This is a genomic window from Sphingobacterium populi, assembly GCF_001586775.1.
GTDB classification, from domain to species: domain Bacteria; phylum Bacteroidota; class Bacteroidia; order Sphingobacteriales; family Sphingobacteriaceae; genus Sphingobacterium; species Sphingobacterium populi.
In genome coordinates, this window is sequence record NZ_LQXS01000002.1 from 315694 (window position 1) to 340648 (window position 24955).

Sequence of the window (24955 nt, forward strand, 5' to 3'; positions counted from 1 at the left end):
TATATATCGTGGCAAATGTATACATTTTCTAGACTTTATTACAATATTTTGACTTTGTATCCTAGATCCTTTTCTAGTAAGGATTGTATGCACAATCGTTCATAACTACTTCACAACTCAATAATTACTATGGCTTAGCTAAGCCGAAGATAATGTGGGATTATTACTTACGACCATAATTATGAAGAAAATGATATTTGCTTAGTCAGCAGTGCTGTCACATACGCCTATGTACGGAAATCTTTGCCAATTTCTGAAAGTGTTATACTATATTAATTCGCTCAATTTTTTTAGTTTAGCTAAATAAGCATTTCAGAACCTATGAAGCTAACCAATTATCAGACACTGCTTGAAGACAAGTTAGTACCACTTTTGAACAAGGGGGATAGGAAAGCTTTTGAAGAACTTTTTAATCGTTATTATCATTTTTTACTGGAGTATGCTGATCGGCTAACCCGAGACACCCAAGAAAGTGAAGATCTTATCCAAGAAGTATTTGTCCGTGTTTGGGAAAATCGAGAACGATTTGATCATTCCAGAAGTCTTTTCAATTATTTAAAGGTGAGCGTGCGAAATGGATTTCTAAATCAGGAGCGATCCAAAGATAATCGTACTGCATTTAAGCAAGAGCTGCTACAGTATCTAACCCACAAATATGATACAGCAGATCAGATGCTTATTGAGCAAGAGTTGATCACTAGATTAGAAAATATAGCGCAATCGCTCCCTGGCAAAATGGGCAAAGTATTTATGATGACACATTTTGAAAATTGTAGCAATGAAGTCATCGCAGATACACTAAATGTATCTGATAAAACAGTTAAAAACCTTCTAAGTCAAGCAGTTGTAAATATGCGATTGCGTCTAGGTTTGTCCGTAGCTTTGACAGTTTTGCTTTCGTAGCAAAAAAAAATAAAAAAAGTCGGGATTAATAACCCGCACGTGTGTACTATAATATACAGGGGTACACAAAATAGCGCCCGACTACCATGAAAAATAAACCTTCGCAGGAGTTGATTGAAAAATATTTGGCTGGAAATGCTACGATAGAAGAAAAGCTATACGTTGAAGCCGCCTTGAATCAACATATGAAAGGCAGCGAAGCATTACGTACCTCCAAAGAAATCAAGCAGGCATCCCGACGAGTAAAACGTCACGTATTCGATACGATTGATAAACCCGTTTTGCGCATTACAAAAAATCGCTGGGTGCCCTACGCGGCAGCCGCAATAATCGTATGTTTTGGTTTCGTATTTTGGAAAGTATACACATCGCAACAAAACCTGCTAAACGACAAGGACTTTTCACGTGGAGTAGATGCTCAGCAAATTTTGCCGGGAGGAAATCGCGCTACGCTATCTTTCGATGACGGTACAAGTGTCGCATTAGATGAAAGCGAAAATGGGATTGTGATGAGTGACGAAGATATTACATATCGAGACGGGAGTCGTTTGCTGAAAGAGAATGCAGATAATCGACGTATATCTTATGCCACATTGACTACTCCAAAGGGTGGAACCTATCAAATCACATTGCCGGATGGTTCAAAAGTGTGGCTCAACGCAGCATCTAGTCTTCGATATCCGCTTAAATTTGATAAAAAACAACGTGTAGTAGAGTTAGAAGGAGAAGCCTTTTTTGACATAACATCATTACCATATCAAGGTGCAGATAAGCATACCACATTAATACCTTTCCAAGTTAAGACCAAAAGGCAATTGGTCGAAGTATTAGGTACGGGTTTCAATGTTTCGGATTACGAAGATGACGACGAAACAAAAACCACACTACTTGAAGGTAGCGTGCGCGTTTTGAGGAGTGATGCCAAAAATAGCACATTATTATCTCCGGGAGAGCAAGCCGTATTATCTAAACACAAAACCACTATCCGTAAAGTTGATGTGGAACAATTTATCGCCTGGAAAGACGGTTTTTTTTATTTCGATCGGCTATCTCCTCAACTAGTACTTGCCCAGTTGGCGAGATGGTATGATATCGATGTGCTGTACGAAACAGCAGCGCCCAATACGCCTATATTCGGTATGATTGATCGCAAGAAAAATCTTGGGTCAGTATTGTCATCATTGAAAATAAGTGGCCTAAATTTCAAATTGGTTGAAATTAAAAATCGGCGCACATTAGTCGTTCTCGGCGAGAAAAATAGTAACTAATTAACGCCAACATCAACAGCTTGGCGTTGGTAGCAGAAATGCACCAATTATAAACTTAAATAAGGAGGATTCTTATGGACACTTCGTAATGATGCTATAAAGTATTTCGATGAGCCATTCTTTACAAAATAGTAACGGATGATGCTGAAGACATCATCCGTAAGTTTGTTTGGAATACATGACAAACTAGTTATTTACATAACCTAGTTATAGACCAATTTTCAATCACCCAAACGATACGAATTTATGAGTTTTACACCATTTGTAAAAGCACCTTCGTGGCCTTTTATAGACCGACGGCTACTAATTATGAAAATAGCATTTTTTTTAACCTTTCTCTTTGTTCTACAAGCCACCGCAGAGGGTATTGCGCAAAAAATCACCTTGCACGCAAAGAATACAAATCTGCGGCACGTGATGAAAGATATTCAGCGGCAGCAGGGATACTCGTTCTTATTTCGAGGCGATCATATTGCCGATACACGCATAAATGTACAGATTGAGAAAGTAGATTTTGCGGATGCGATGCGCAAGATCTTGGAAGGACATCATCTTGAATGGTCTTTAGAAGATGACATCATCACCATTCGGCCAGCAACCGTACGCCCCAAAAAGCAGCGTACTCTAGCAGTAGAAAAATCACAACAGCGCATTATTTCGGGCTTAGTTGTTGATAAGGACGGAAACCCGTTGGAAGGTGTAACCGTGCGACTTAAAAATAAAGATCTAGAAACCACTACCTCTTTGCAAGGGACCTACGAGATACAAGTTCCAAGTGAGGCAACTGTTTTGGTCTTCTCCATGATTGGCTACGGACCCGAGGAAGTGGCGATAGCCAATAAATCCGTCATCAACATAACCTTACAACCGGCAATCAATAATTTTGAAGAAGTCGTGGTAGTAGGATATGGCACAGTACGAAAATCTGACCTGACGGGAGCTGTTGCGCAAGTAAAAACTGCGCAACTCGAAGCGGTGCCAGTCTATAATATAGAACAAGCGATGAAAGCTGGAGCTACGGGAGTACGCGTAGTTCAAAATTCTGGTGCTCCAGGAGCACGTATGGAGGTGCGCATACGAGGTGCCAATTCGATGATCGGAGATAATCAACCTTTGTATGTTGTAGACGGTTTTCCGATAACCGGAGATATTAGTTACCTCAATCCATCGGATATCGAATCTATGGATATTCTGAAAGACGCATCTGCAACAGCGATTTATGGTGCTCGCGGAGCCAATGGCGTGGTAATCATCACCTCGAAAAAAGGAAAATCCGGACAACCAACACGGATCGATGTGCAAAGTCAGTTTGGTATACAAGAAGACATCAAACGAATGGAAGTACTAGATGCTCGAGAATATGCGATAATTGCAAACGAGTGGTTGAAGAACGCGAATCAAGATCCAATTTTTAATCTGGATGAAATTCAAGGTCCTGGTACAGACTGGCAGCGCGAAATTTTGCGAAAAGCCCCTATGCACAACCATACCATCACGATCTCAGGAAGCTCTGAGAAAACAAGGTATTCGCTTTCGGGAAATTACTATGACCAAGATGGTATCATTATCAATACCGGTGCTAAGCGAGGGTCTGTTCGGATGAATATGGATCACCGCCTTTTCGATTGGTTGAGCATGGATTTCAATGTCAATCTATCGCGAAGAGAGCGCTTTCAGGTTCCAGTAGATAATGGAAATGCCGGAAATTCAATGTACTCTGGCGCTATTTCTGCGCCACCAACACTGAGTATAACCGATGAAAATGGATTGTACACGCAAATTCGTCAAATTTACTCTTTCGCAGAGGTGTCGAATCCCATGGTTTTCAGCGAACCGTATAAAAATCGTAATCTAACCAACGTGGTGGTCGGTAACACCAGTTTTACCGTAAATTTGGCAGAGGGCTTAACTTTCAAGACCTTATTGGGTCTTGAGACGCATCATGGTGCAAGCGAATTGTTTGTGCCACTGATCTATCCTAACGATAGGGGCGCTGCATCTCAAGGCACATCGTATCGCACCTCATTCTTAAATGAGAATATCCTGAATTATACAAAATCTTTCGGTACACAACAACGCTTGGATCTTACCGGTGGCTTCACCTTTCAAAATGATCTGAATCGTTTTTCAAATATTGGAGTCAGTGGTTTCTCTAATAATAATACCGCGAATTTTAATTTAGGAGTTGCCGAAACGATCAATCCTCCGTCGTCGGGAATTTCCAGATGGGCCATGTCATCATGGTTGGCGAGAGCAAATTACTCTTTGGCAGAAAAATACTTGTTTACTGCCAGTATCCGTGCCGATGGCTCATCTAGGTTTGGAGAAAACAATAAATGGGCCGCATTCCCATCAGGAGCGGTAGCTTGGCGAGCAAGCAACGAACCATTTCTCCAAGATATTGAAGCTATTAATGATTTGAAAGTAAGAGCTTCCATCGGGATGACTGGCAACACCGCGCTCTCGCCGTATCAATCGCTAGATCGCATCTCACCGGTACGATCTATTTATGGAAACAGTACGGAAATTATCGGGTATGTACCGACAGGTATTGCTAATCCTGCTTTGAGGTGGGAAACGACGACGCAAGCCGATGTGGGAGTGGACGTAACATTGTGGAATAACCGAGTGACAGTTACCGCAGATTATTTCAACAAGCGAACTACAGATTTATTAGCCTCTGTACCACTACCTCCTTCGATCGGCTTCGGAACGATGCTGCAGAATATTGGTGAGATCCGAAATCAAGGCTTCGAATTTGACGTGTCTTCCAATATCCTAACGAAAGAATTTAAGTGGAATGCGGCCGTTCGCCTTTCTACCAACAGAAGTAAAATCATTAGCTTAGCCGGCGGAAATGACATCTTTAGTAGTTCGCTTGACCTTTTTAGATCAAGCATGAACATCGCGCGAGAAGGCTATCCCTTCGGTATGTTTTTTGGTTTGGTGGAAGATGGTTTAGACGATCAGGGCAGAATCAAATACGTGGATCAAAATCAAGATGGGGAAATAAATGCACTGGATAGAATCATTATCGGTAACCCTTACCCAGATTTTATTTACGGCATCAATAGTGATTTTTCTTACAAAGGTTTTGAACTCAATCTCTTCATAGAAGGTGTGTCCGGAAACGATATTTTTTGGGCAACTGCTGGGAATAATCTAAATTCTTTTCAACGAGGTAGCAATCAATTTCGTGATCTTATAGGCAATTATTGGACAGCAGAAAATCCAAATCCGAATGCAAAATATCCTAGAGTAAGTTCTACGTCGCCATTGGATGTATCCGACCGATTTATAGAAGACGGAAGCTACATTCGCTTGAAATCTGTACGACTCGCCTATAATATACCGATCGACAAATTGACCAATTCTAAGATAAAACGTGCGCAAATCTATATATCAGGAGTCAACTTATTTACGATTACCAATTATCCTGGTATTGATCCAGATGTCAATACGACAGGATCAGATTCGCAAGGAGTCGGCGATCGACTTCGTATGGGAATTGACCAGACGGCTTATCCCACAGCCAAAATGTACCTGGCTGGAATTAATTTTTCATTTTAAAAGACCACTATCATGAAACCAATTATAATCGCACTTATCGTACTGGCCACCACGTGGTGCACCTCCTGCAGTACCGACTTGGATGAGATTCCTGAAGATTTTATCAGCCGGGTAAACTTCTATCAGAACGAGACGGACGCATTGGGTGCTATTGCCGGAGCCTATTCTTCGTTTGGAATTGATTATTATAATATCAATTATTATCTGCTGCTAGAGCTGCATGCCGATTACATCGAAGGAAGAGGTTCTCAAGCTCCGATCTCCAATTTTAGTCAAGTACTAGATAATGCAGGCATCGGTCGCGCGGCGACCGGTTGGTCTGTACTTTACCAATCGATCAACAGAGCAAATGCGGTGTTGGATAATGTACCTGGCATCGAAAATATGTCGGACAATGTGAAGAAGAGAATCGTGGCAGAAGCACGTTTTATTCGGGCGATGGCTTATTTTAACTTAGTAAAAGCTTGGGGTGCAGTGCCTATTCGACTGCATGAAGCTCGAGATCTTAGTGCCTTGGCTGCCCCACGTGAACCAGAAGAACAAGTGTACGCGTTGATTGTAGAAGATCTAGAACTGGCACAAAATGATTTGCCCACTTCGGTAGGCGCCGAGACGGGCAGAGCGTCCGTTGGCGCTGCTAAGCTGCTCCTTGCAAATGTGTATCTTACTCTTGGCGAATGGGCCAAAGCTGCCTCAAAAGCAGAGGAAGTGATTAATTCAGGTACCTATGCCTTAGTCGAAGTCGATCAGCCAGACGATTTTTATAAAATATTTGCTACCCAAACTTGTTCCGAAGATATATTTTCAGTCCACCATTCGGAGAATCGATTCTCTGAAATTCCCCTGTATCTGCATCGAGGCGATACGCCTCCATACAATTACTCAAGTCGCGGATTTTGGGCGTGGATTCCGAAAACCAATTCTTTCATCGGTAACAGCTGGGATGATAATGACATGCGAAAACCGTTTAATCTATATACCAAACATCTCGATCGGAACGGCAACGAGGTGAATTTACCTTCGACATCTCCCATTTTATTCAAAAAATTCATTTCTAATAGAGCTGGGCTGAATGTCTATAGCCTTCCGATTCTGCGGTATGCCGAAGCCTATTTAGTTTACGCCGAAGCGGCAGCTCTAGCTTCCCAGTCGGTAACTCCGCTTGCGTTGGAACGACTGAATGTGATCAAAAGACGAGCCTATGGTTATCCATTAAATACCGCTTCGCCAGTAGATTACGCTAGTATCGGAGATGTGAATGCATTTAGAAATATCGTGCTGCAAGAGCGTGGATATGAGTTTTTATTGGAAGCTAAGCGCTGGTGGGACTTAAAACGTACAGGAAAAGTGCAAGAGGCATTTCAAGCAGTTGGGAAAAGCTATATTCCAGAAAGAATGCTTCTACCCCTTCCAGAAAATGAAATAAATAGTAATCCAGCATTGACGCATGCAGATCAAAATCCAGGCTATTAAACAAAAATCAGCGCATAACATGAAGAGAATATGGATCCTTTTTTGTGGCGTTTTTCTTTCACATGTGCTTGTTTTAGGGCAATCCAGATTCGTAAAGCAATTAGAAAAAGGAATTCCCCAACATGTCGTGGTATATGGTACCAGTTTGTCTAGCGGCGGAAATGGACATGCTTGGATGCGCCCAGTTACTGCCCATTTAGCAAAACAATATGGTAATAATCTGATCAGCTATACGCTGGCAGGGAAAGGCGGGATGTGGTCTACTTGGGGAGTGAAAAACCTGGAGGATAGTGTGATTATGAAGCAGCCGGATGCTGTCTTTTTGGAATTCGGGATTAATGATGCTTTCGCAGAATATAACACCCCTGTTGCTGTTGCACGATTGAATTTGATCTATATGATTGATCGCATCAAGCTGCATAGTGATTCCTGCGAAATTATTTTACAAGTGATGAACATGCCGATTGGTAAGTCGGCCGCACTGCGTCCTCATCTCCAAGACTATTACGATATGTACAGAGAAGTGGCTTCCGAGAAAGGAATCCTACTGATCGATCATTATCCAAATTGGTTGAGAATATTGGAAAAGGGAGAAGAAGAGTTTCGAAAATACGTGCCAGACGGAATACATCCCAATCAGAAGGCCGGTGAACAGATTATCGCACCGCATATTGTCCAATCTATTCTATCAACCAATAAGTGAAGTTAATACGGCTGTGTAAGCGCAAAAAAGCAACTATGAAAAACTTAAATATGTCAAACATGAAGAACCTTTTATTATATCTTCTTTTGCTGGGAATGTTGAGCTCTTGTGGTGGAAAAACCTCCGAGTACGAAGCAGATATTATTATTTATGGCGGTACTTCGGCAGCTATTATAGCGGCAGTACAAGCGAAGAAAGCCGGAAAATCTGTGATCGTTGTTTCTCCGGATAAGCATCTTGGAGGCCTTTCAGCCGGAGGACTGGGCTTTACCGATACCGGAGACAAATCCGTTATTGGCGGTTTGGCCAGAGACTTTTATCATCGAATATATTTGCACTACCAAGACAGTGCTGCTTGGAAATGGCAGCATCAATCGGAATATGGCAATAAGGGGCAAGGTACACCAGCAATTGATGGAGATTCCAGAACGATGTGGATTTTTGAGCCGCATGTAGCCGAAAGTGTTTTTGAAGACTACGTGCAGGAATACGCTATTGATGTGAGGCGAGACGAATGGCTGGACCGAGAAAAGGGTGTTCACAAAAATGATGGGAAAATAGCTTCTATAAGCACTTTGAGCGGTCACCGCTACGCCGGGAAAGTATTTATCGATGCGACCTACGAAGGAGATCTACTGGCTGCTGCAGGAGTAAATTACCATGTCGGCAGAGAAGCGAATAGTGTGTATGGCGAGAAATGGAATGGTGTGCAGGTGGGCGTCTTACATCACGGACATTGGTTCAAAAGTGATATCAGTCCTTACAAAATCCCGGGTGATACGACGAGCCAGCTTTTATACGGCGTATCGGCAGATTTTCCAGGAAATTACGGCGAGGGCGATCATCGTTTGCAGGCCTATTGTTTTCGGATGTGTTTGAGCAACCACCCAGAGAATCGGGTGCCATTCTCCGAGCCAGATAATTATAAAGCGGATAATTACGAGTTGTTGGCGCGAGTATTTGATGCTGGATGGCGAGAGACATTCCAAAAATTTGACCCAGTACCAAATCGCAAAACAGACACCAATAATCATGGGCCGTTTAGTACCGATTTTATCGGAATGAATTATGATTACCCCGAAGCAAGTTACGAACGCCGGAAAGAAATCATACAGGAGCATGCGGATTATCAACAAGGCTTAATGTACTTTTTAAGTAATGATATTCGCGTGCCAGACGATGTACGTAATGAAATGTCTCAATGGGGATTGGCAAAAGATGAGTTCGTAGACAATGGGCATTGGCCACATCAACTCTATATCCGCGAAGCTCGCAGGATGATTGGTGAATATGTGATGACAGAGCATGATACATTTAGTGAGCGCAAGATCGACAATCCTGTCGGGATGGGTTCGTATGTATTGGATTCGCACAATGCACAACGGTACATCAAGCCGGATGGCTTTGTGCAAAACGAGGGTGATATTGGCGTGGCTCCAAAACAACCTTATCAGATCTCGTACGGTTCGCTAGTACCTAAACGGGAAGAGTGTACCAACCTGATGGTGCCTGTCTGTCTTTCCAGTTCGCATATCGCCTTTGGAAGCATCAGAATGGAACCTGTATTTATGATATTGGGCGAAAGCGTTGCCACAGCAGCGGTGTTGGCTATTGATCAGCAAATACCTGTACAGGATGTCAATTATGCCGAACTCGAGAAACGATTATTGGAACAGAACCAAATACTGTCTTTAAGCAAGAAATAAACCATACAACCGGATGGCTAAAACAATAAATCGCAGATCGGCGCTGCGAACCATGCTTTACATTGCGGGCGGCACCTTGATTTTGCCAGCTTGTTTTCGAGATTCTGGGCGGGCAAGTATTAAATTGACCCATCTATCGATCAAGGAATCGGATGAAGTTATGCTCGAATCATTGGTAGAGGTATTGATTCCGGCGGATGATACACCTGGAGGAAAAGAGTTGCTCTTGCATTTGTTTGTGTTAAAAATGGTAGATGATTGTCATGACCCAGAAAGTCAAAAACAGTTTGAAGACGGTTTAAAGCAATTTGCGACATGGTCTCAAAAGCAACTTTCGATGCCGTTTAATGATGCGGAAAGAAACCAACAAACTGAGTTATTGACGCGAGTCGAAGAATCAGATGACGAATCATTGATCGCATTTTTCAAGATTATGAAGCGGCGCGCGATCCAAGGTTATATGAGTTCATCCTATGTGATGACCAATTTGGTGAATTATGAAATCGCTCCGGGAAGATATAACGGCTATTTCCCAATGGATAACTAAACAACTATGAAACGATTAGAAAATAGAATGCATATATGGCAAATATCGTAGGAGATACTGTAAAAGCACGTACGTTTGACGCAATTGTGATTGGCTCTGGAGCAAGCGGAGGCTGGGCTGCAAAAGAATTGACGGAAAAGGGATTAAAGACACTAGTCTTAGAACGTGGTCGCGATGTGGCACATATTAAGGATTATCCAACCACGAACTTGTATCCATACGAATTGGAGCATCGAGGAGAGATCACCTACGCGGACAAACAGGCAAATCCAATCGCAAATCGTTGTTATGCCTATAAAGAAGATACCAAGCACTTTTTCGCCAGCGATGAGGAACATCCGTATATTCAAGAAAAAGAATTCGACTGGATACGCGGATATCAAGTCGGCGGGAAATCACTCATTTGGGCCAGACAAACGCAACGCTGGAGTCAATATGATTTTGAAGGACCAGCTAGAGATGGATTTGCCGTGGACTGGCCCATTAGATATGCAGATATCGCGCCTTGGTATGACCACGTCGAACGATTTGTCGGCATAGCCGGCAACAAAGATGGATTAGATACGTTGCCAGATGGGGAATTTTTGCCCGGCTATCCATTAAATGCGGTGGAAGATTATTTCCAAAAAACAGTGCATCAACATTATGGAAAGCAACGGCATATCATCAGCGCGCGATGTGCGCATCTATCCGAACCAAAAGCCATACATATAGAACAAGGTCGCGTAAAATGTCAAAATAGAGTTTTATGCCAACGAGGTTGTCCTTTTGGAGGCTATTTCAGTAGCAACTCCTCGACGCTGCCATGGGCTATGAAAACAGGAAACCTGACGTTGAGACCATTTTCGACGGTACATTCTATTCTATATGATCAAGATCAGCAAAAAGCAATTGGCGTAAAAGTGATCGATACCGATAGTGGCGAAGAAATAGATTTTTTGCAAAGATTATTTTTGTGAATGCTTCTACCTTAAATACCAACCAAATCCTACTGAATTCAATTTCTGATCGATTTCCAAATGGCCTAGGCAACGATAATGATTTAATAGGTCATTACATCGCATTTCATAATTACACCGCGCGTATTAGTGCAAGTTACGACGGTCTGCTCGAGTATCGAACAGATGGTCGCAATCCGGCGGGTGGTGGCTATATTCCAAACTTTAGAAATGTGCAGAAGCAGGAAACTGATTTTCTGCGTGGCTGGGCAGCGACGTTTGGAGCTGGTAGGCAAATTATCCGAAATAGCGACGATATCGGAGACAACCTCAAAGCCAATCTGCTGAATGGATCGTGGAGCAATTGGAGAGTGCATTCGCACATGATGGCCGAGACGATTCCCAAAAAAGAAAATCGAGTATGGTTAGCAGATCAACAAACCGATAAATGGGGCATACCATTGCTCCATATTTCTGTAGACTACGCCGAAGATGATTGGCAGCGTAGAAGTGATTATTATGAGCAAATGACAGAAATGTTTCATAAGGCTGGATTTCAAGATATTCGAACGCAGGATGATGGTCGCCGACCGGGCAATGATATTCACGAAATGGGTGGAGTACGCATGGGCCATGATCTCAAAACATCATCGCTCAACAAATGGAATCAATTGCATCTGTGTAAAAATGTGTATGTCACCGATGGCGCATGCATGACTTCGACAGCAACACAGAATCCAACACTCACCTACATGGCATTGACAGCAAGAGCTGTGGATCATGCGGTAACCGAATTAAAAAAACGTAATCTATAAATGTAAACTATGATCAAAAGCATAAAATTATCCCCTAGAAAAGTAATGAGAATGGCTAGACGCCATACCTTGATTTATATCGTCTTCGTCCTAATCATTGGTGGATGTGCTTCATCCAACAAAATGCAACGATCACGAAATCATCACCCAGAAACAAAGCTTGGTTGGCAGCTCGGAGCACAAGCGTACACGTTCAAAAAGTTTACGTTTAGCGAAGCGGTCGTGAAAATCGCCAGTTGTGATCTACACTATGTAGAAGCGTACCCACAACAAGAAATAGGAGGAGGAATTCAAGAAAAAATGGATTATCATATGTCCGAAGATAGCCGTAAGTATATCAAAAAGCTATTGAAAGCTAACAATATGCGTTGGCAAGCTTACGGTGTGATAAAAGCGAAAGATGCGACAGAGTGGAGAAAAGTTTTTGAATTCGCCAAAAGCATGGGGATAGAGACCATCACCTGTGAGCCAGATATCGCTATGCTTGACGAGATTTCGAAACTTTGCGACGAATTTGACATTCGTGCTGCGATTCATAATCATGCCTCGCCATCGTACTACTGGCAACCCGAAACGGTCTTGCAAGCTATACAAGGTAAAAGCAATAAAATAGGCGTAGCGGCAGATATAGGACATTGGCTACGATCGGGCTTAGATCCTGTAGCAAGTCTTAAAAAGCTAGAAGGGAAAGTATTTCATTTGCATTTCAAAGATCTGAATGAACAATCGAGTAAAAAGGCGCATGATGTACATTGGGGTACAGGAGCTATTGATATTCCAGGGGTAATTGCTGAATTGAAGCGTCAGCAGTTCGCCGGAATGATCGCTGCCGAATACGAATATAATTGGGATAATAATGTCGAAGATGTACGAATCAGTGTAGAAAATTTTAGAAAAATAGTAACTGAATTAACAAAGTAGTTGATATTATTTCTGCTGAGCTTACCATTCAGTTGTGCCATTAGGACTTTTCTAGTATAGCATCTACCAGATGAGATTTGGAAAGGTATCCAACAAAATGAGTATATTGGTAAGACACTAACACGAAATAATGCTCATGACAAGTTATCCAATTGCTATCGACGAAATTACTTTATCATATATTCAAAGAGAAGAAAAGTTTGGTGCACACAATTATCATCCACTTCCAGTTGTATTGAATAAGGGAGAAGGAATTTATGTATGGGACGTCAACGGGAAACGTTTTTTTGACTTTTTGTCTGGCTATTCGGCGGTGAACCAAGGACATTGTCATCCCAAGATTGTAGATGTATTTGTGGATCAAGCACGGACATTAACGCTGACATCGCGCGCATTTCACGCAGAAAAATTTGTGGAATACACCGAGTACATCACCGCGCTCTTCGGCTTTGATAAAGTGCTGCCGATGAATGGGGGAGTAGAAGCCGTAGAAACAGCAATTAAACTAGCTCGGCGTTGGGGATATCGGGTAAAACATGTTCCCGAAGATCAAGCTAAAGTGGTTACGGCAGCAGAGAACTTTCATGGTCGTACACTGAATGTTATTTCATTTAGTACCGATCTCACCGCAAAATCTGGTTTTGGTCCATATATGCCCGGTTATGAAACCATTCCATTCAATGATCTCGAAGCGCTGAAACAAGTAGTGAAAGATCCTAACGTGGTCGCTTTTTTGGTTGAGCCCATTCAGGGCGAAGCGGGAGTTGTGGTACCAGAGGATGGTTATCTAAAAAGTGCGGCACAGATTTGTCGGGATGCGAATGTGTTGTTTATTGCCGATGAGATTCAAACCGGATTGGCGCGTACGGGCAAAATGCTGGCTTGCGATCATGAAGACGTGCGTCCAGATATTTTGATTTTGGGAAAAGCACTAAGCGGAGGCACTATGCCGATTTCGGCGGTGTTGGCCGATGATGAAATTATGCTTACGATTCAGCCAGGCGAGCACGGCTCTACCTTCGGAGGCAGTCCTTTGGCGGCGGCGACAGCGATGGCTGCATTGCAGGTGTTAGTCGATGAAAATTTAAGTGAAAATGCGGATCGACTTGGTCAGATATTTCGCGACACCATTCGCTCTTGGAATCATCCACATATTGCAGAAGTACGCGGTAAAGGTTTGTTAAATGCAATAGTCGTCAAGCATTCCAATGATAAAGCCGCAGAAATCCTCTGCTATGAATTGTTGCAAAATGGCCTATTGGCCAAGCCGACTCATGGTGATAAGATTCGCTTTGCGCCACCATTGGTGATTACCGAAGAAGAGCTTTTAGAAGCGCTGGATATTATCCGCAAAAGTTTTGCGGTGTTGGATTAGTAAAATCCGATAATCCTTAAAATTAAAAATCCCCAAAACCGATAAGGTTTGGGGATTAATTATGTTTGCTTTAGCAGTTGCCACCGCCTATTATACTTCTAATAATAAGCGAGCTGGATCTTCCAACAACTGTTTAACACGTACTAGGAAGCTAACTGACTCGCGACCATCAATGATGCGGTGATCGTATGATAATGCAATGTACATCATCGGACGAATCACGACTTGACCATTCTCCGCAATCGGACGTTGCACAATGTTGTGCATACCCAAGATCGCAGATTGTGGCGCATTGATGATTGGAGTAGACATCATCGATCCGAATACACCACCATTGGTGATGGTAAACGTTCCGCCTGTCATTTCATCAATTGACAATTTGTTGTCGCGTGCCTTTACTGCTAGATCAACGACCGATTTTTCGATTTGATATAAGCTCATTGATTCCGCGTTGCGAATGATTGGTACCACCAAACCTTTAGGTCCAGATACGGCAATAGAAACATCTACAAAATCAGAATACACAATCTCGTTTTCTTCCAAGCGTGCATTTACCGCAGGCCATTCTTTCAAGGCTGTGGTAACGGCTTTCGTGAAGAACGACATAAAGCCAAGACCGACGCCATGCTTATCTTTGAAAGCATCTTTGTATTTGCCACGTAGATCCATGATTGGCTGCATGTTTACCTCATTAAATGTGGTAAGCATTGCAGTTTCATTCTTTACAGATACTAATCTGCGTGCTACGGTCTTACGCAATGAACTCATGCGTTCGCGTCTTTCGTTGCGTTCGCCTGGCGCACTTGCAGCAGGCGTTTCCGTTGATTTAGTAGCTGTTGATGCAGCTGGTTTAGATTCAGATTTGGACTTCGCTTGCGCTTTTTCCGCATCTTCTTTAGTGATACGACCGTCTTTACCAGTTCCTTTTACCGCGCTCACGTCAATTCCTTTTTCACGCAAAATCTTTGCAGCAGCTGGAGATGCGGTACCTGCCGCATATGAATCTTCACTTTCATCTTCAGAAGCAGATTCTTTTGCCTCTTTGTTATCTGAGCTTTTAGATTCTTCTTTTTTCTCTTCTTTCTTATCGCTATCACCACCGCCAGATGGAGCATCGCCATCTTCGATGGTACAAACTACGGCACCAATCTCCAATGTATCGCCTTCCTGTGCGATAATCTTCAAAATACCAGCTTGCTCAGCAGGCAATTCAAAAGTCGCTTTGTCGGACTCTAACTCAGCAATGTTTTCATCCATCTCTACGTAATCTCCATCTTGTTTTAGCCACTGGGCCAAAACAACTTCGGTGATGGATTCGCCTACGGTAGGAACTTTTATCTCTAAGCTCATAATGTTGTTTTTTTAACCGGTAAAGCACTAAACCGTGCTGCCGATTTGCGTTTGTTGTTTATGCAAATGATTTATTAACGATTTCTTCTTGTTGTACCGTGTGCTTTTTCATGTAACCAGTAGCCGGACTCGCATTTTCTGTTCTAGAAATCACATCGGTAAATTCAATATCGGATTTGCGGAATTTGCGACAATAATATGGCCATGCACCCATATTTTCATTCTCTTCTTGTACCCAAACGAAATCTGTTGCTTTTTTGTAACGTGCGCGAATCTCTTCTAGTTGCGCTACTGGCGCTGGATACAATTGCTCGATACGTACAATAGCTACGTCCGTACGTTTATCAGCTTGCTGTTTCTCCAACAGATCAAAATATACTTTACCAGAACAAAATAGAACACGCTTCACGCTAGCTGCTTTAGCATAGGTGTCGTCTAATACCGGTTGGAAGTCATTATCCGTAAAATCAGCTAGTTTTGAAGTAACTTTTGGATGGCGCAGCAAACTCTTAGGCGTGAAAACAACGAGCGGTTTACGGAAATCGCGGACTAACTGACGGCGTAACAAATGAAAATAATTTGCAGGTGATGTACAATTAGCCAGAATCATGTTGCCATGAGCACATAGTTCCAAGAATCGCTCGATTCGTGCAGACGAGTGCTCCGGACCTTGCCCTTCCATACCATGTGGCAACATCAAGACCATACCGTTAGAACGTCTCCATTTGCTTTCTGCACTGGCCAAATACTGGTCGATAATAATTTGTGCACCATTGTAGAAGTCACCAAACTGCGCTTCCCATACGGTCAATGCATTTGGATTTGCCAGGGCATAGCCATATTCAAAACCTAATACCGCATATTCGGAAAGTAAGGAGTTGTAGATGCTGAAACGATCTCCGCCATCCACTTGCGCCAATGGCACGTATTTCTCTTCTGAATCCTCTAAAGTCAGTACCGCGTGACGATGCGAAAAAGTACCACGTTGAACATCCTGACCGGAGATACGCACGCGTTTACCATCGGCCAATAAGCTGGCATAAGCCATCAACTCACCCATTGCCCAATCGTATGAATCTTTTTCGATCATCTTGCTGCGATCTTCAAATAGCTTCGAGATCTTGCGAAAGAATTTTTTCTCTTTCGGTAATTCGGTGATTTGTTTTGCTAACGCTTTAAAAGAATCAGCAGAGATACGCGTTTTTACCGCGTCGTCCAAATCTACCTTGCGAGCTGGGCGAAGACCTTTCCACGCACCACCAAACATCGGTGCTTCATCTTCGATATTCTCGATTTTCTTCGCGTCATTGAGTTGGGATTGCAGGTAGGTTTTGAATTCTTTCTCTACTTCCTTGGCATAGTTGTTATCTATGCTTCCTTCATCCACCAATTTTTTGGCGTAAATATCTTTCGGGTTAGCATGCTTTTCGATCGCTTTATACAATAATGGTTGGGTGAATTTTGGTTCATCCGCTTCATTATGTCCGTAGCGGCGGTAACATAGCAGATCGATATAAACGTCTGTTTTATATTTTTGACGGTATTGTACTGCTAGATTGATGGCATACACGACTGCTTCGGCATTATCACCATTTACATGGAATACCGGAGAAGAAGAGATTTTTGCCACGTCGGTACAATACGTTCCCGAACGCGCATCTTTATAATTGGTAGTGAAACCAACTTGGTTATTGATCACAATGTGAATGGTTCCGCCAGTTTTGTATCCATCTAATTTGGACATTTGCGTTACCTCGTACACCACGCCCTGACCGGCGATAGCCGCGTCTCCATGAATCAGGATCGGAGCGATCTTAGAAGAGTCGCCATCGTATTTCATATCGATTTTGGAGCGAACAATTCCTTCTACGATTGGATCTACCGTCTCAAGGTGTGAAGGGTTAGGTGCCAGACTCAGGTGTACATCTTTTCCGCTATCGGTTTTAATATCAGAAGAGAAACCCAAGTGGTATTTCACGTCGCCGCCAAATGCCATTTCTGGATCCTCGTCTTTGTACATTTTGCCTTCAAACTCTGAAAAGATAGATTTGTAGGATTTACCCATGATATTCGCCAACACGTTCAAACGTCCGCGATGTGCCATACCAATCATAAATTCCTGAATGCCGATATCAGCACCTTTTTCGATAACGGAATCTAATGCTGGAATCAAGCTCTCTGCACCTTCCAAAGAGAAACGTTTCTGGCCCAGAAATTTGGTGCCCAAGAAGCTTTCAAAGACGACGGCTTTATTGATTTTTTGAAGAATTCTTTTTTTCTGGTCAGTGGAATAGTTTGGCGTGTTGCGCTCCGCTTCCATCTTGTCTTGCAACCATTTGATTTTCTCCGGATTACGGATATATCTAAATTCTACGCCGATAGATCGGCAGTAGGTATCTTCGATAAGTTGACGAATCTCGCGTAACTTTGCTGGCCCGATACCAATCTCAACACCTGCATTGAACACTGTATCCATGTCGCGTCAGACAGACCGAAAGTCTCCAGTTCTTTGCCTGGGTAGTACTTACGGCGCTCGCGCACTGGATTGGTGTCAGTAAATAGGTGCCCACGATCACGGTATCCGTGTATCATGTTCAAAACGTTGATTTCCTTAATAGCGTGATCAGATACTTGATCAAAATTCTCTCCTTCAGAGCCTTCGGCCGTTTGCCCGAATTCAAAACCTTCAAAAAATTTCTGCCATCCAAAATCAACCGAGCTAGGATCCTCTTTATACGATTGGTAGAGTCCTTCGATATAGCTGGTGTCTGCGTTACTCAAATAAGTTAACTTATCCATTTAAATATAAAATCATCTTTATAATTACGCAAATTTAGTAATAATAAAAGATTTAAGGCAATTAATTGCCATAATAAATCGAGTGAATTGCGAAAGTTTTTTGGAGGTAATATGAGGCGATTAGTCAGTGTTTAAACATAAAACAGACGGATTGTTTAGCTTGTGAATTATGTATGTTGTGTATAACACATTTCGACGTGTTCGATACCATCCTCGTCATATTTTTCGCCGTCTGGTTTGAAACCCAGAGATTGATAAAACTGGTCGAGATAGGTTTGCGCACCAATTCGGATTCCTTGGTGAGGAAAATGTGCTTTCACCACTTCTATACTTTTAAGCATCAGTTGCTTGCCATAAGAATGTCTTCTGAAAGCCGCTGTGGTGAGCACGCGACCGATTGAGGGTTCGGTAAAAGAAATTCCTGGTGGCACAATGCGCGTGTAAGCAGCTAGCGGGCCAGCTACTTCTTCACGACCGATAAGGTGCAGGCATTGTAAATCCTTGCTGTCCAAATCTTGATAAATGCAGTTTTGCTCCACCACGAATACCTCAGATCGACTGCGTAAAATTTCATAAAGTTCGGTAGTCGATAGCTCATTAAAGGGTAAGAGCGTCCACAACAGTTCTTTTTGTAAGGGCATATATCTATTTGTTTATTTGCAACACGATGTTGGTAAGTCGATTTTAAGGATTTTATCCTAACTTGGCAAGCATACTTGAAGAAATAATGATTTGCAGGCATGAATAATGAGTACAGCTTTAGATTAGCGCGGCCAGAGATGGCGAATGCGATTTGGCAGATATTGGAAGAAGCGATACAGCGTCGTAAATCCGATGGTAGTTCGCAATGGCAAGATGGATATCCTAATTTAGCAGTTATTCAGCAAGACATTCAGCGCAAAGCAGGCTATGTGCTGTTGGATGGAGATCAACTGGTAGGATATTGCGCACTATTAATAGACGACGAACCAGCTTATCAGCATATTCAAGGCGCGTGGCTATCTGACCAATCCTTTGTCGTGTTCCACCGTGTAGCTATTTCTAACAAATATATTGGAAAAGGTATAGCGCAGCAACTATTGCTGCATATCGAGGCATTTGCCAAAGAAAACGACATATTAAGCATACGTGCCGACACCAATTTTGATAATAAAGCGATGCTCCGAATTTTCGAAAAGTTGGGCTATCAATATTGTGGTGAAGTGGTATTTAGAGGTAGCTCGCGTAAAGCATTTGAAAAAATATTATCTTGATAATCAGTGTTTTGGCTTATTTTTAATCTATTTTACAACTATTAATGTAATAAAATTTGTTACATTAATATTCAAGCCTTATCTTTGTACCGAAATGAATAATACACGATTTGCTACGGCCTTGCACATTCTATCGCTCCTGTCTAAGTACCACAAGGAGTGGCTGAGCTCCGATTGGATAGCAAGTAGCATCAATGTGAATCCTGTTGTGGTACGTAAGGAGTTGAGCGTATTGCAGGAAAGGGGCTGGGTTGTTAGTAGAAAAGGCAAGGATGGTGGTTCGCGATTGCAGGTATCCGGGAGTGAAATCAAATTAGGTGATCTTTACCAAGCTATCCGCAATACCGATATTTTAGGCAAAAAAAACAAGAATACTAATCCTAAATGTCCGGTAGGAAAGGAAATAAATAATCGCCTGGATCATCTCTATGTAGCTACAGATCGTATCGTACTAGCTTCGCTGAATGAGCAAACTTTGCAAAATTTTGTCGATCAGTTTTGATCCTCTTTTTTTGACTTATAATGTAACAATATTTATTACAAATAAACTTGATAATATATGAAAATAGCAGTGACAGGAGCTACCGGACAACTAGGTCGTTTGGTAGTAGAGAAATTAAAACAAGCCGATGCAACAGTAATTGCTTTGGCTCGCAATCCTCAGCAGGCCAATGATCTTGGTGTAGAAGTGCGCGCCTTCGATTATGATCAGCCCGCACATATGGAAGAAGCTTTAGCGGGGGTTGATCGTTTGTTGCTAATTTCTAGTAACGAAATCGGAAAACGGCTGCAACACCACGAATCGGTGATTCACGCTGCGAAGAAAGCCGGGGTTTCGCAACTGGTGTTTACCAGTTTAGTCAATGTAGACCATTCGACATTGAATCTAGCGGGAGAATATTTGGCTAGCGAAAAATCGCTAAAAGCTGCTGGTATTCCGTACACCATCTTGCGCAACGCTTGGTATACCGAAAATTATGCGGCATCAGCAACCAATGCGGTTGCCGCTGGCGCTTTTATTGGTAGCGCTGGAGATGGTAAGATCTCTTCTGCTTCGCGCGAAGACTTGGCAGAAGCAGCAGTAGCAGTATTGCTTGGAGCAGATCACGAAGGCAAGGTATATGAGTTAGCAGGTGACCAAGCTTACACATTGGCTGATCTTGCGGCTGCTATATCCGAGTTTACTGGTAAAGATGTGCCTTATCGCAACTTACCGGAGGCAGCGTATAAAAGTGCGCTAGTTTCGCATCATGTGCCCGAAGATTTTGCTGGCCTGATAGCGAGTTGGGATGTTTCGGCTTCTAAAGGCGATTTGTATAGCGAAGATAAGACGCTCTCCAAACTAATTGGCCGGCCGACCACAGCAATGAAAGATACGGTAAAAGCCGCATTGTCCTAATCAATAGCGCTAGGATGTATGTGATGTTTTAAACATCTTTGTGTAGCACCAGATCATAGTTTGGTGCTACACACGTTTATGATATATGATTTTGATGAAATAATAGACAGAGCGGGCACCAATAGTCTGACTTACGATGGATGGAAAGCGTATCTTTTTCCAAATGATCCGGATTTGAACATTCCGTATGCGGATCACGAACTCATCCGATTGTGGGTGGCCGATATGGCTTTCTCCAGTCCGCCGCCTGTTTTAGATGCCATTCGTGCCAGACTGGATCAAAAAATTCTAGGCTATTCCAAAATCTATGATTCGCATTATGGAGAAGTGTTGCAGCGTTGGTTTGCTGCGAATTATGATTGGAATATCAATACCGAAGAATTGGTGTCGGCTCCTGGAATAGTGACGGCACTGTACCGTTTAGTTCCATTATTGGCTAAGGCAGACGAGCAAGTGCTCATAACCACGCCATCGTACGGGCCATTCAAAAAGGCGGGCGATCAATCTGGTCGTGAGGTCTTATGTAGTTCTTTGTTGAAAAACGGAGGTCGGTACGAGATGGATTTTGCAGACATTAAGCAGCAGATTATGAATCCGGCTAATCGTATCCGCATCTTTATATTATGTCATCCGTACAATCCCACAGGCCGCGTGTGGACCGTGGACGAACTGACCGAGCTTGGTAAGCTATGTTTGGCGAATGATGTATGGATCATTTCTGATGAAGTGCATAGCGATTTATTGCGTGCGGGCCAAAAACATGTACCAATAGCAGCGCTATTTCCAGACTCCGATCGTATAATCACCTGTTCTGCAGCCAGCAAAAGTTTTAATCTGGCAGGCAATATGCTATCTCATGTTTTTATCAAGCATACTGCTATGCGGACACAATGGAAGCGTTTGTACAACGACTATCATTCGCCATTGAGTATCGTAGCGACTCAAGCTGCCTACGAACATGGCGCGGAGTGGCTTAAACAGCTCAATCAGTACATTGATAACAATTTAAATTTTCTAAAAGAATTGATAACAGAGCATCTTCCGAAGGCACATTTTTCGATTCCAGAAGCTACTTATTTGGCTTGGATCGATTTGTCGGACTATGTGCCTCAACGAAAGGAGATCGCTCGATGGTCAGTATTCTTTGCTCAAAATGCCGGCGTATTGATTGAAGATGAAGCAGTTTTTGTGAGTAATGCAGCAGGCCACATTCGTATTAATGTTGCCTGTCCTCGAAACATTTTGCATGAAGCGCTTGTGCGTATGGCCAAAGCATTGAACCATTAAGCGAAAGCACTGCGATAAGCCAGCGGCGTAGTGCCCGAAATCTTTTTGAAGGCTTTATGAAAGCTGACAAAATTGTTGAAACCCGAGTCAAAGCAACATTCTTTGATAGATACGCGCGAATCCCGAAGTAGCTTGCAAGCATGCGCAACGCGCAACGCCGTGATAAAAGCTGTCAGTGTCTTTCCAGTACGCTGCTTGAAATAACGGCAGAAGGAATTACGCGTCATACCCGATATATTGGCCAACGTGCCTAGTTCTAAATCTGTGCGGTAATGCGTGTTGATGAAACTAATGATCGTATTCATACGGCTTACCTCTTCGTGCTGTTGTTGTATATCGTAGGCCGAACTGATTAAGTTTATCTTTGGTGCGAACCGCGAAAATTGGTGCAATACCTGCAATAGTTGGTAAAGTTTTTGGAAACCAATGGTTTCGTTAGCCATATCTCGGAAACAAATTGCTATTGGATCAGGCAAATTTTCAATCCACCATCCCTTTTGAGCTTGCTGTAGCACACGACGAACTTCTGTCATCTCTGGCAGCGCCAAAAAATCCTTTCCCGCAAAATCTTCCCGAAAATGGATCACATAGATTTCCGACTGTGCATCTCGGCTATAATCCTCATCAAAATGCCAGTAATGCGGTACATTTTTGCCAATCAATACGCAGGCTCCGTGCTCAAAACGTTGGATGCAATCCCCAATAAAAAATGTGCCCAAGCCCTGTTTAATGTAAATCAATTCTAACTCTTCATGATAGTGCCAGATTTGATGGTACTGCGGAATGCGATCCTTGCGGATCTGGAAACTTTGCTGTTCCGATTCGTAACGGTGCAGTCTCTGCATGCAATAAAATATTAGATATATTCCCAAAAATACTCAACATAAATTGTATAGTGGTAATATTGTTTATTATTTAGGTAATAACATTCAATGAATTTCGAAGGTAACTTCGTTAATTCGTGTAATCAATTATACATCATCTGTGATGAAAAGTAAAAACAGTTATACCTTTGCCCTGGTGTTAATCACCTCACTTTTCTTTTTTTGGGGATTTATTCACAATCTTGATCCGATCCTGATTAAGCATTTGCAAAGTGCTTTCAGTCTATCGCACCTGCAAGCATCTTTGATTGATTCCTCGGTCTTTGTTGCCTACTTTTTACTGGCCATTCCCGCTGGTCTAATTATGCAACGTTATGGTTATAAAGCTGGTATTTTAGTGGGTTTATGCCTTTTTGCTTTAGGATGCTTTATGTTTGTACCTGCGGCCAATACCGTAAGTTATCCTTTTTTCTTATCAGCGTTATTTGTGCTATCCTGTGGGCTTACGATTTTAGAAACTGCGGCCAATCCATACATTACGGTATTAGGCGATCCGGCACGTGCTACCGAACGTTTGAACTTTGCACAATCTTTCAATGGCTTGGCGGCATCGCTAGCGCCATTAGTAGGTGGTTATTTTATCTTGGCCGAAGAGCCTTTGAATCCTGAGGAACTAGCGCGATTGAGCGAAGCTGCAAGATTAGCTTATATACAGGCAGAAACATCATTAGTGAAAGGACCTTACATCGTATTGGGTGGGATTATCTTGGCAGTAGCCATACTGTTTTTCTTTACCAAATTGCCTGATATTAAAGAAGATGATACATCTGAAAAAAGTGCGGGTTTTATCGGTGTACTAAAGCATTCGCAGGTGCGCTGGGCCGTCATAGCTCAATTTTTTTACATTGGTGCACAAGTATATGTATTTAGCTTTTTACTCGTGTTTGCCAAAGAAGCGCTCGGTATGAGCGGATTAGAAAGTAAGTATTATGCAGGGATAGCCGGTTTCCTATTTATGATTGGCCGCTTTATAGGTTCATTCTTTATGAAATTTGTGCAGCCTGCCAAATTATTGGCAGCTTACGCAATTATTGCTAGTATACTGACTTTGGTCGTGATTTTTGGCAGCGGCATGATTACTTTATACGCGCTGTTAGGTATCACCTTTTTTATGTCGATTATGTTTCCTACTATTTTTGCGATGGGTATTCAAGGCGTTGGGCCCGATACAAAACCAGCATCCAGCCTTATCGTCATGTCAATTGTTGGTGGTGCAATTATTCCATTAGGCGCCGCCTATATTACCGATATTACGGGGCATATGCCGTATTCGTACTTTTTTGTATTGCTTTGCTTTATTATCGTCGTACTATTTGCCCTGTATAATAGGAATGCTAGTGCGAATACAACAGAAAAACTATCATAAAATCACAACAGCAATATTGACATGACACGATATGTATTAGCATTGGATCTAGTAGATAAACCAGATTTGATTGAAGAATATGAGGCATACCACCGCGAAGTGTGGCCAGAAATAAAAGAATCCATTTTACGGTCAGGTGTACATCACATGGCCATCTACCGTTTTGGTAATCGGTTGATGATGGTGATGGAAGTGTCGGACAATTTTAGTTTCGAACAAAAAGCAAATGCGGATGCCGAAAGCGAACATGTGCAGGAATGGGAAAAGCTTATGTGGAAATATCAAGTCGCTATACCAGGTGCAAAAGCAGGAGAAAAGTGGGTGTTGATGGATAAAATTTTTGAAATAAACGGGTAATCATCTCCCGAGAAAAATAGATTATGACAAGAGATAATGAA

18 protein-coding genes and 2 pseudogenes are annotated in these 24955 nt (G+C 42.4%); 16 read left to right on the forward strand and 4 right to left on the reverse strand.

The annotated features are described in order from the left end of the window. The first annotated feature begins 321 nt into the window (after positions 1-321). From A0125_RS05655 to rocD, 10 genes and pseudogenes are all read left to right on the forward strand, one after another. A complete protein-coding gene (locus A0125_RS05655; RefSeq protein ID WP_066753437.1) occupies positions 322-903 on the forward strand; it encodes an RNA polymerase sigma factor in 582 nt (193 codons plus the stop codon). An 86-nt stretch (positions 904-989) separates the two neighbouring features. Further along, complete coding sequence (locus A0125_RS05660) at positions 990-2171, forward strand: FecR family protein (protein ID WP_066753439.1); 1182 nt, start codon at positions 990-992, stop codon at positions 2169-2171. 309 nt (positions 2172-2480) lie between these two features. Beyond that, positions 2481-5741, forward strand: a complete 3261-nt coding sequence (locus A0125_RS05665) for a TonB-dependent receptor (protein ID WP_066753442.1) — start codon at positions 2481-2483, stop codon at positions 5739-5741. 12 nt (positions 5742-5753) lie between these two features. Then, the gene (locus tag A0125_RS05670; RefSeq protein ID WP_066753445.1) at positions 5754-7214 is read left to right on the forward strand and encodes a RagB/SusD family nutrient uptake outer membrane protein; all 1461 of its coding nucleotides are present in this window, start codon (positions 5754-5756) and stop codon (positions 7212-7214) included. A 19-nt stretch (positions 7215-7233) separates the two neighbouring features. Continuing rightward, on the forward strand, positions 7234-7917 hold the full coding sequence (locus A0125_RS05675) for an SGNH/GDSL hydrolase family protein (protein ID WP_197464802.1): 684 nt from the start codon (positions 7234-7236) through the stop codon (positions 7915-7917). 59 nt (positions 7918-7976) lie between these two features. Continuing rightward, positions 7977-9623: an FAD-dependent oxidoreductase gene (locus tag A0125_RS05680; protein ID WP_066754247.1), complete on the forward strand. Its 1647-nt coding sequence runs from the start codon at positions 7977-7979 to the stop codon at positions 9621-9623. Between the two features lie 13 nt (positions 9624-9636). After that, positions 9637-10170: a gluconate 2-dehydrogenase subunit 3 family protein gene (locus A0125_RS05685; RefSeq protein WP_066753454.1), complete on the forward strand. Its 534-nt coding sequence runs from the start codon at positions 9637-9639 to the stop codon at positions 10168-10170. A gap of 35 nt (positions 10171-10205) precedes the next feature. Then, positions 10206-11923 (forward strand): annotated as a pseudogene (locus A0125_RS16705) (GMC oxidoreductase). A 51-nt stretch (positions 11924-11974) separates the two neighbouring features. Next, the gene (locus A0125_RS05695) at positions 11975-12844 is read left to right on the forward strand and encodes a sugar phosphate isomerase/epimerase family protein (protein ID WP_231863138.1); all 870 of its coding nucleotides are present in this window, start codon (positions 11975-11977) and stop codon (positions 12842-12844) included. Between the two features lie 136 nt (positions 12845-12980). Continuing rightward, entirely contained in the window at positions 12981-14219 is a 1239-nt protein-coding gene (rocD, locus tag A0125_RS05700; protein ID WP_066753458.1) for an ornithine--oxo-acid transaminase, read from the forward strand. Positions 14220-14309: 90 nt separating this feature from the next. Here rocD and odhB read toward each other — a convergent pair whose 3' ends face one another. The 3 genes and pseudogenes from odhB to A0125_RS05715 all read right to left on the reverse strand — a co-directional run bounded on the left by odhB (position 14310) and on the right by A0125_RS05715 (position 19009). Beyond that, entirely contained in the window at positions 14310-15569 is a 1260-nt protein-coding gene (gene odhB / locus A0125_RS05705; protein WP_066753461.1) for a 2-oxoglutarate dehydrogenase complex dihydrolipoyllysine-residue succinyltransferase, read from the reverse strand. Positions 15570-15627: 58 nt separating this feature from the next. Beyond that, positions 15628-18368 (reverse strand): annotated as a pseudogene (locus tag A0125_RS05710) (2-oxoglutarate dehydrogenase E1 component). 167 nt (positions 18369-18535) lie between these two features. Further along, a complete protein-coding gene (locus A0125_RS05715) occupies positions 18536-19009 on the reverse strand; it encodes a GNAT family N-acetyltransferase (RefSeq protein ID WP_066753464.1) in 474 nt (157 codons plus the stop codon). Between the two features lie 99 nt (positions 19010-19108). Here A0125_RS05715 and A0125_RS05720 point away from each other — a divergent pair, with 99 nt between their 5' ends. From A0125_RS05720 to A0125_RS05735, 4 genes are all read left to right on the forward strand, one after another. Continuing rightward, positions 19109-19621, forward strand: coding sequence for a GNAT family N-acetyltransferase (locus tag A0125_RS05720; protein WP_066753467.1), 513 nt, complete (start codon positions 19109-19111; stop codon positions 19619-19621). Positions 19622-19715: 94 nt separating this feature from the next. After that, positions 19716-20123 (forward strand): Rrf2 family transcriptional regulator, encoded by a 408-nt coding sequence (locus A0125_RS05725; protein WP_066753470.1) that lies wholly within the window; start codon positions 19716-19718, stop codon positions 20121-20123. Between the two features lie 57 nt (positions 20124-20180). Further along, positions 20181-21020: an SDR family oxidoreductase gene (locus A0125_RS05730; RefSeq protein WP_066753473.1), complete on the forward strand. Its 840-nt coding sequence runs from the start codon at positions 20181-20183 to the stop codon at positions 21018-21020. Between the two features lie 78 nt (positions 21021-21098). Then, a complete protein-coding gene (locus A0125_RS05735) occupies positions 21099-22307 on the forward strand; it encodes a MalY/PatB family protein (protein ID WP_066753476.1) in 1209 nt (402 codons plus the stop codon). Here A0125_RS05735 and A0125_RS05740 read toward each other — a convergent pair. Beyond that, positions 22304-23152, reverse strand: a complete 849-nt coding sequence (locus A0125_RS05740) for an AraC family transcriptional regulator (RefSeq protein ID WP_066753479.1) — start codon at positions 23150-23152, stop codon at positions 22304-22306. The genes A0125_RS05735 and A0125_RS05740 overlap by 4 nt on opposite strands. 142 nt (positions 23153-23294) lie before the next feature. Between A0125_RS05740 and fucP the strand changes: the two genes are divergently transcribed. Together fucP and A0125_RS05750 are read left to right on the forward strand one after the other, a co-directional pair. Then, on the forward strand, positions 23295-24557 hold the full coding sequence (gene fucP / locus A0125_RS05745; protein ID WP_066753482.1) for an L-fucose:H+ symporter permease: 1263 nt from the start codon (positions 23295-23297) through the stop codon (positions 24555-24557). 21 nt (positions 24558-24578) lie between these two features. Beyond that, on the forward strand, positions 24579-24914 hold the full coding sequence (locus A0125_RS05750; protein WP_066753486.1) for an L-rhamnose mutarotase: 336 nt from the start codon (positions 24579-24581) through the stop codon (positions 24912-24914). Positions 24915-24955: the final 41 nt, after the last annotated feature.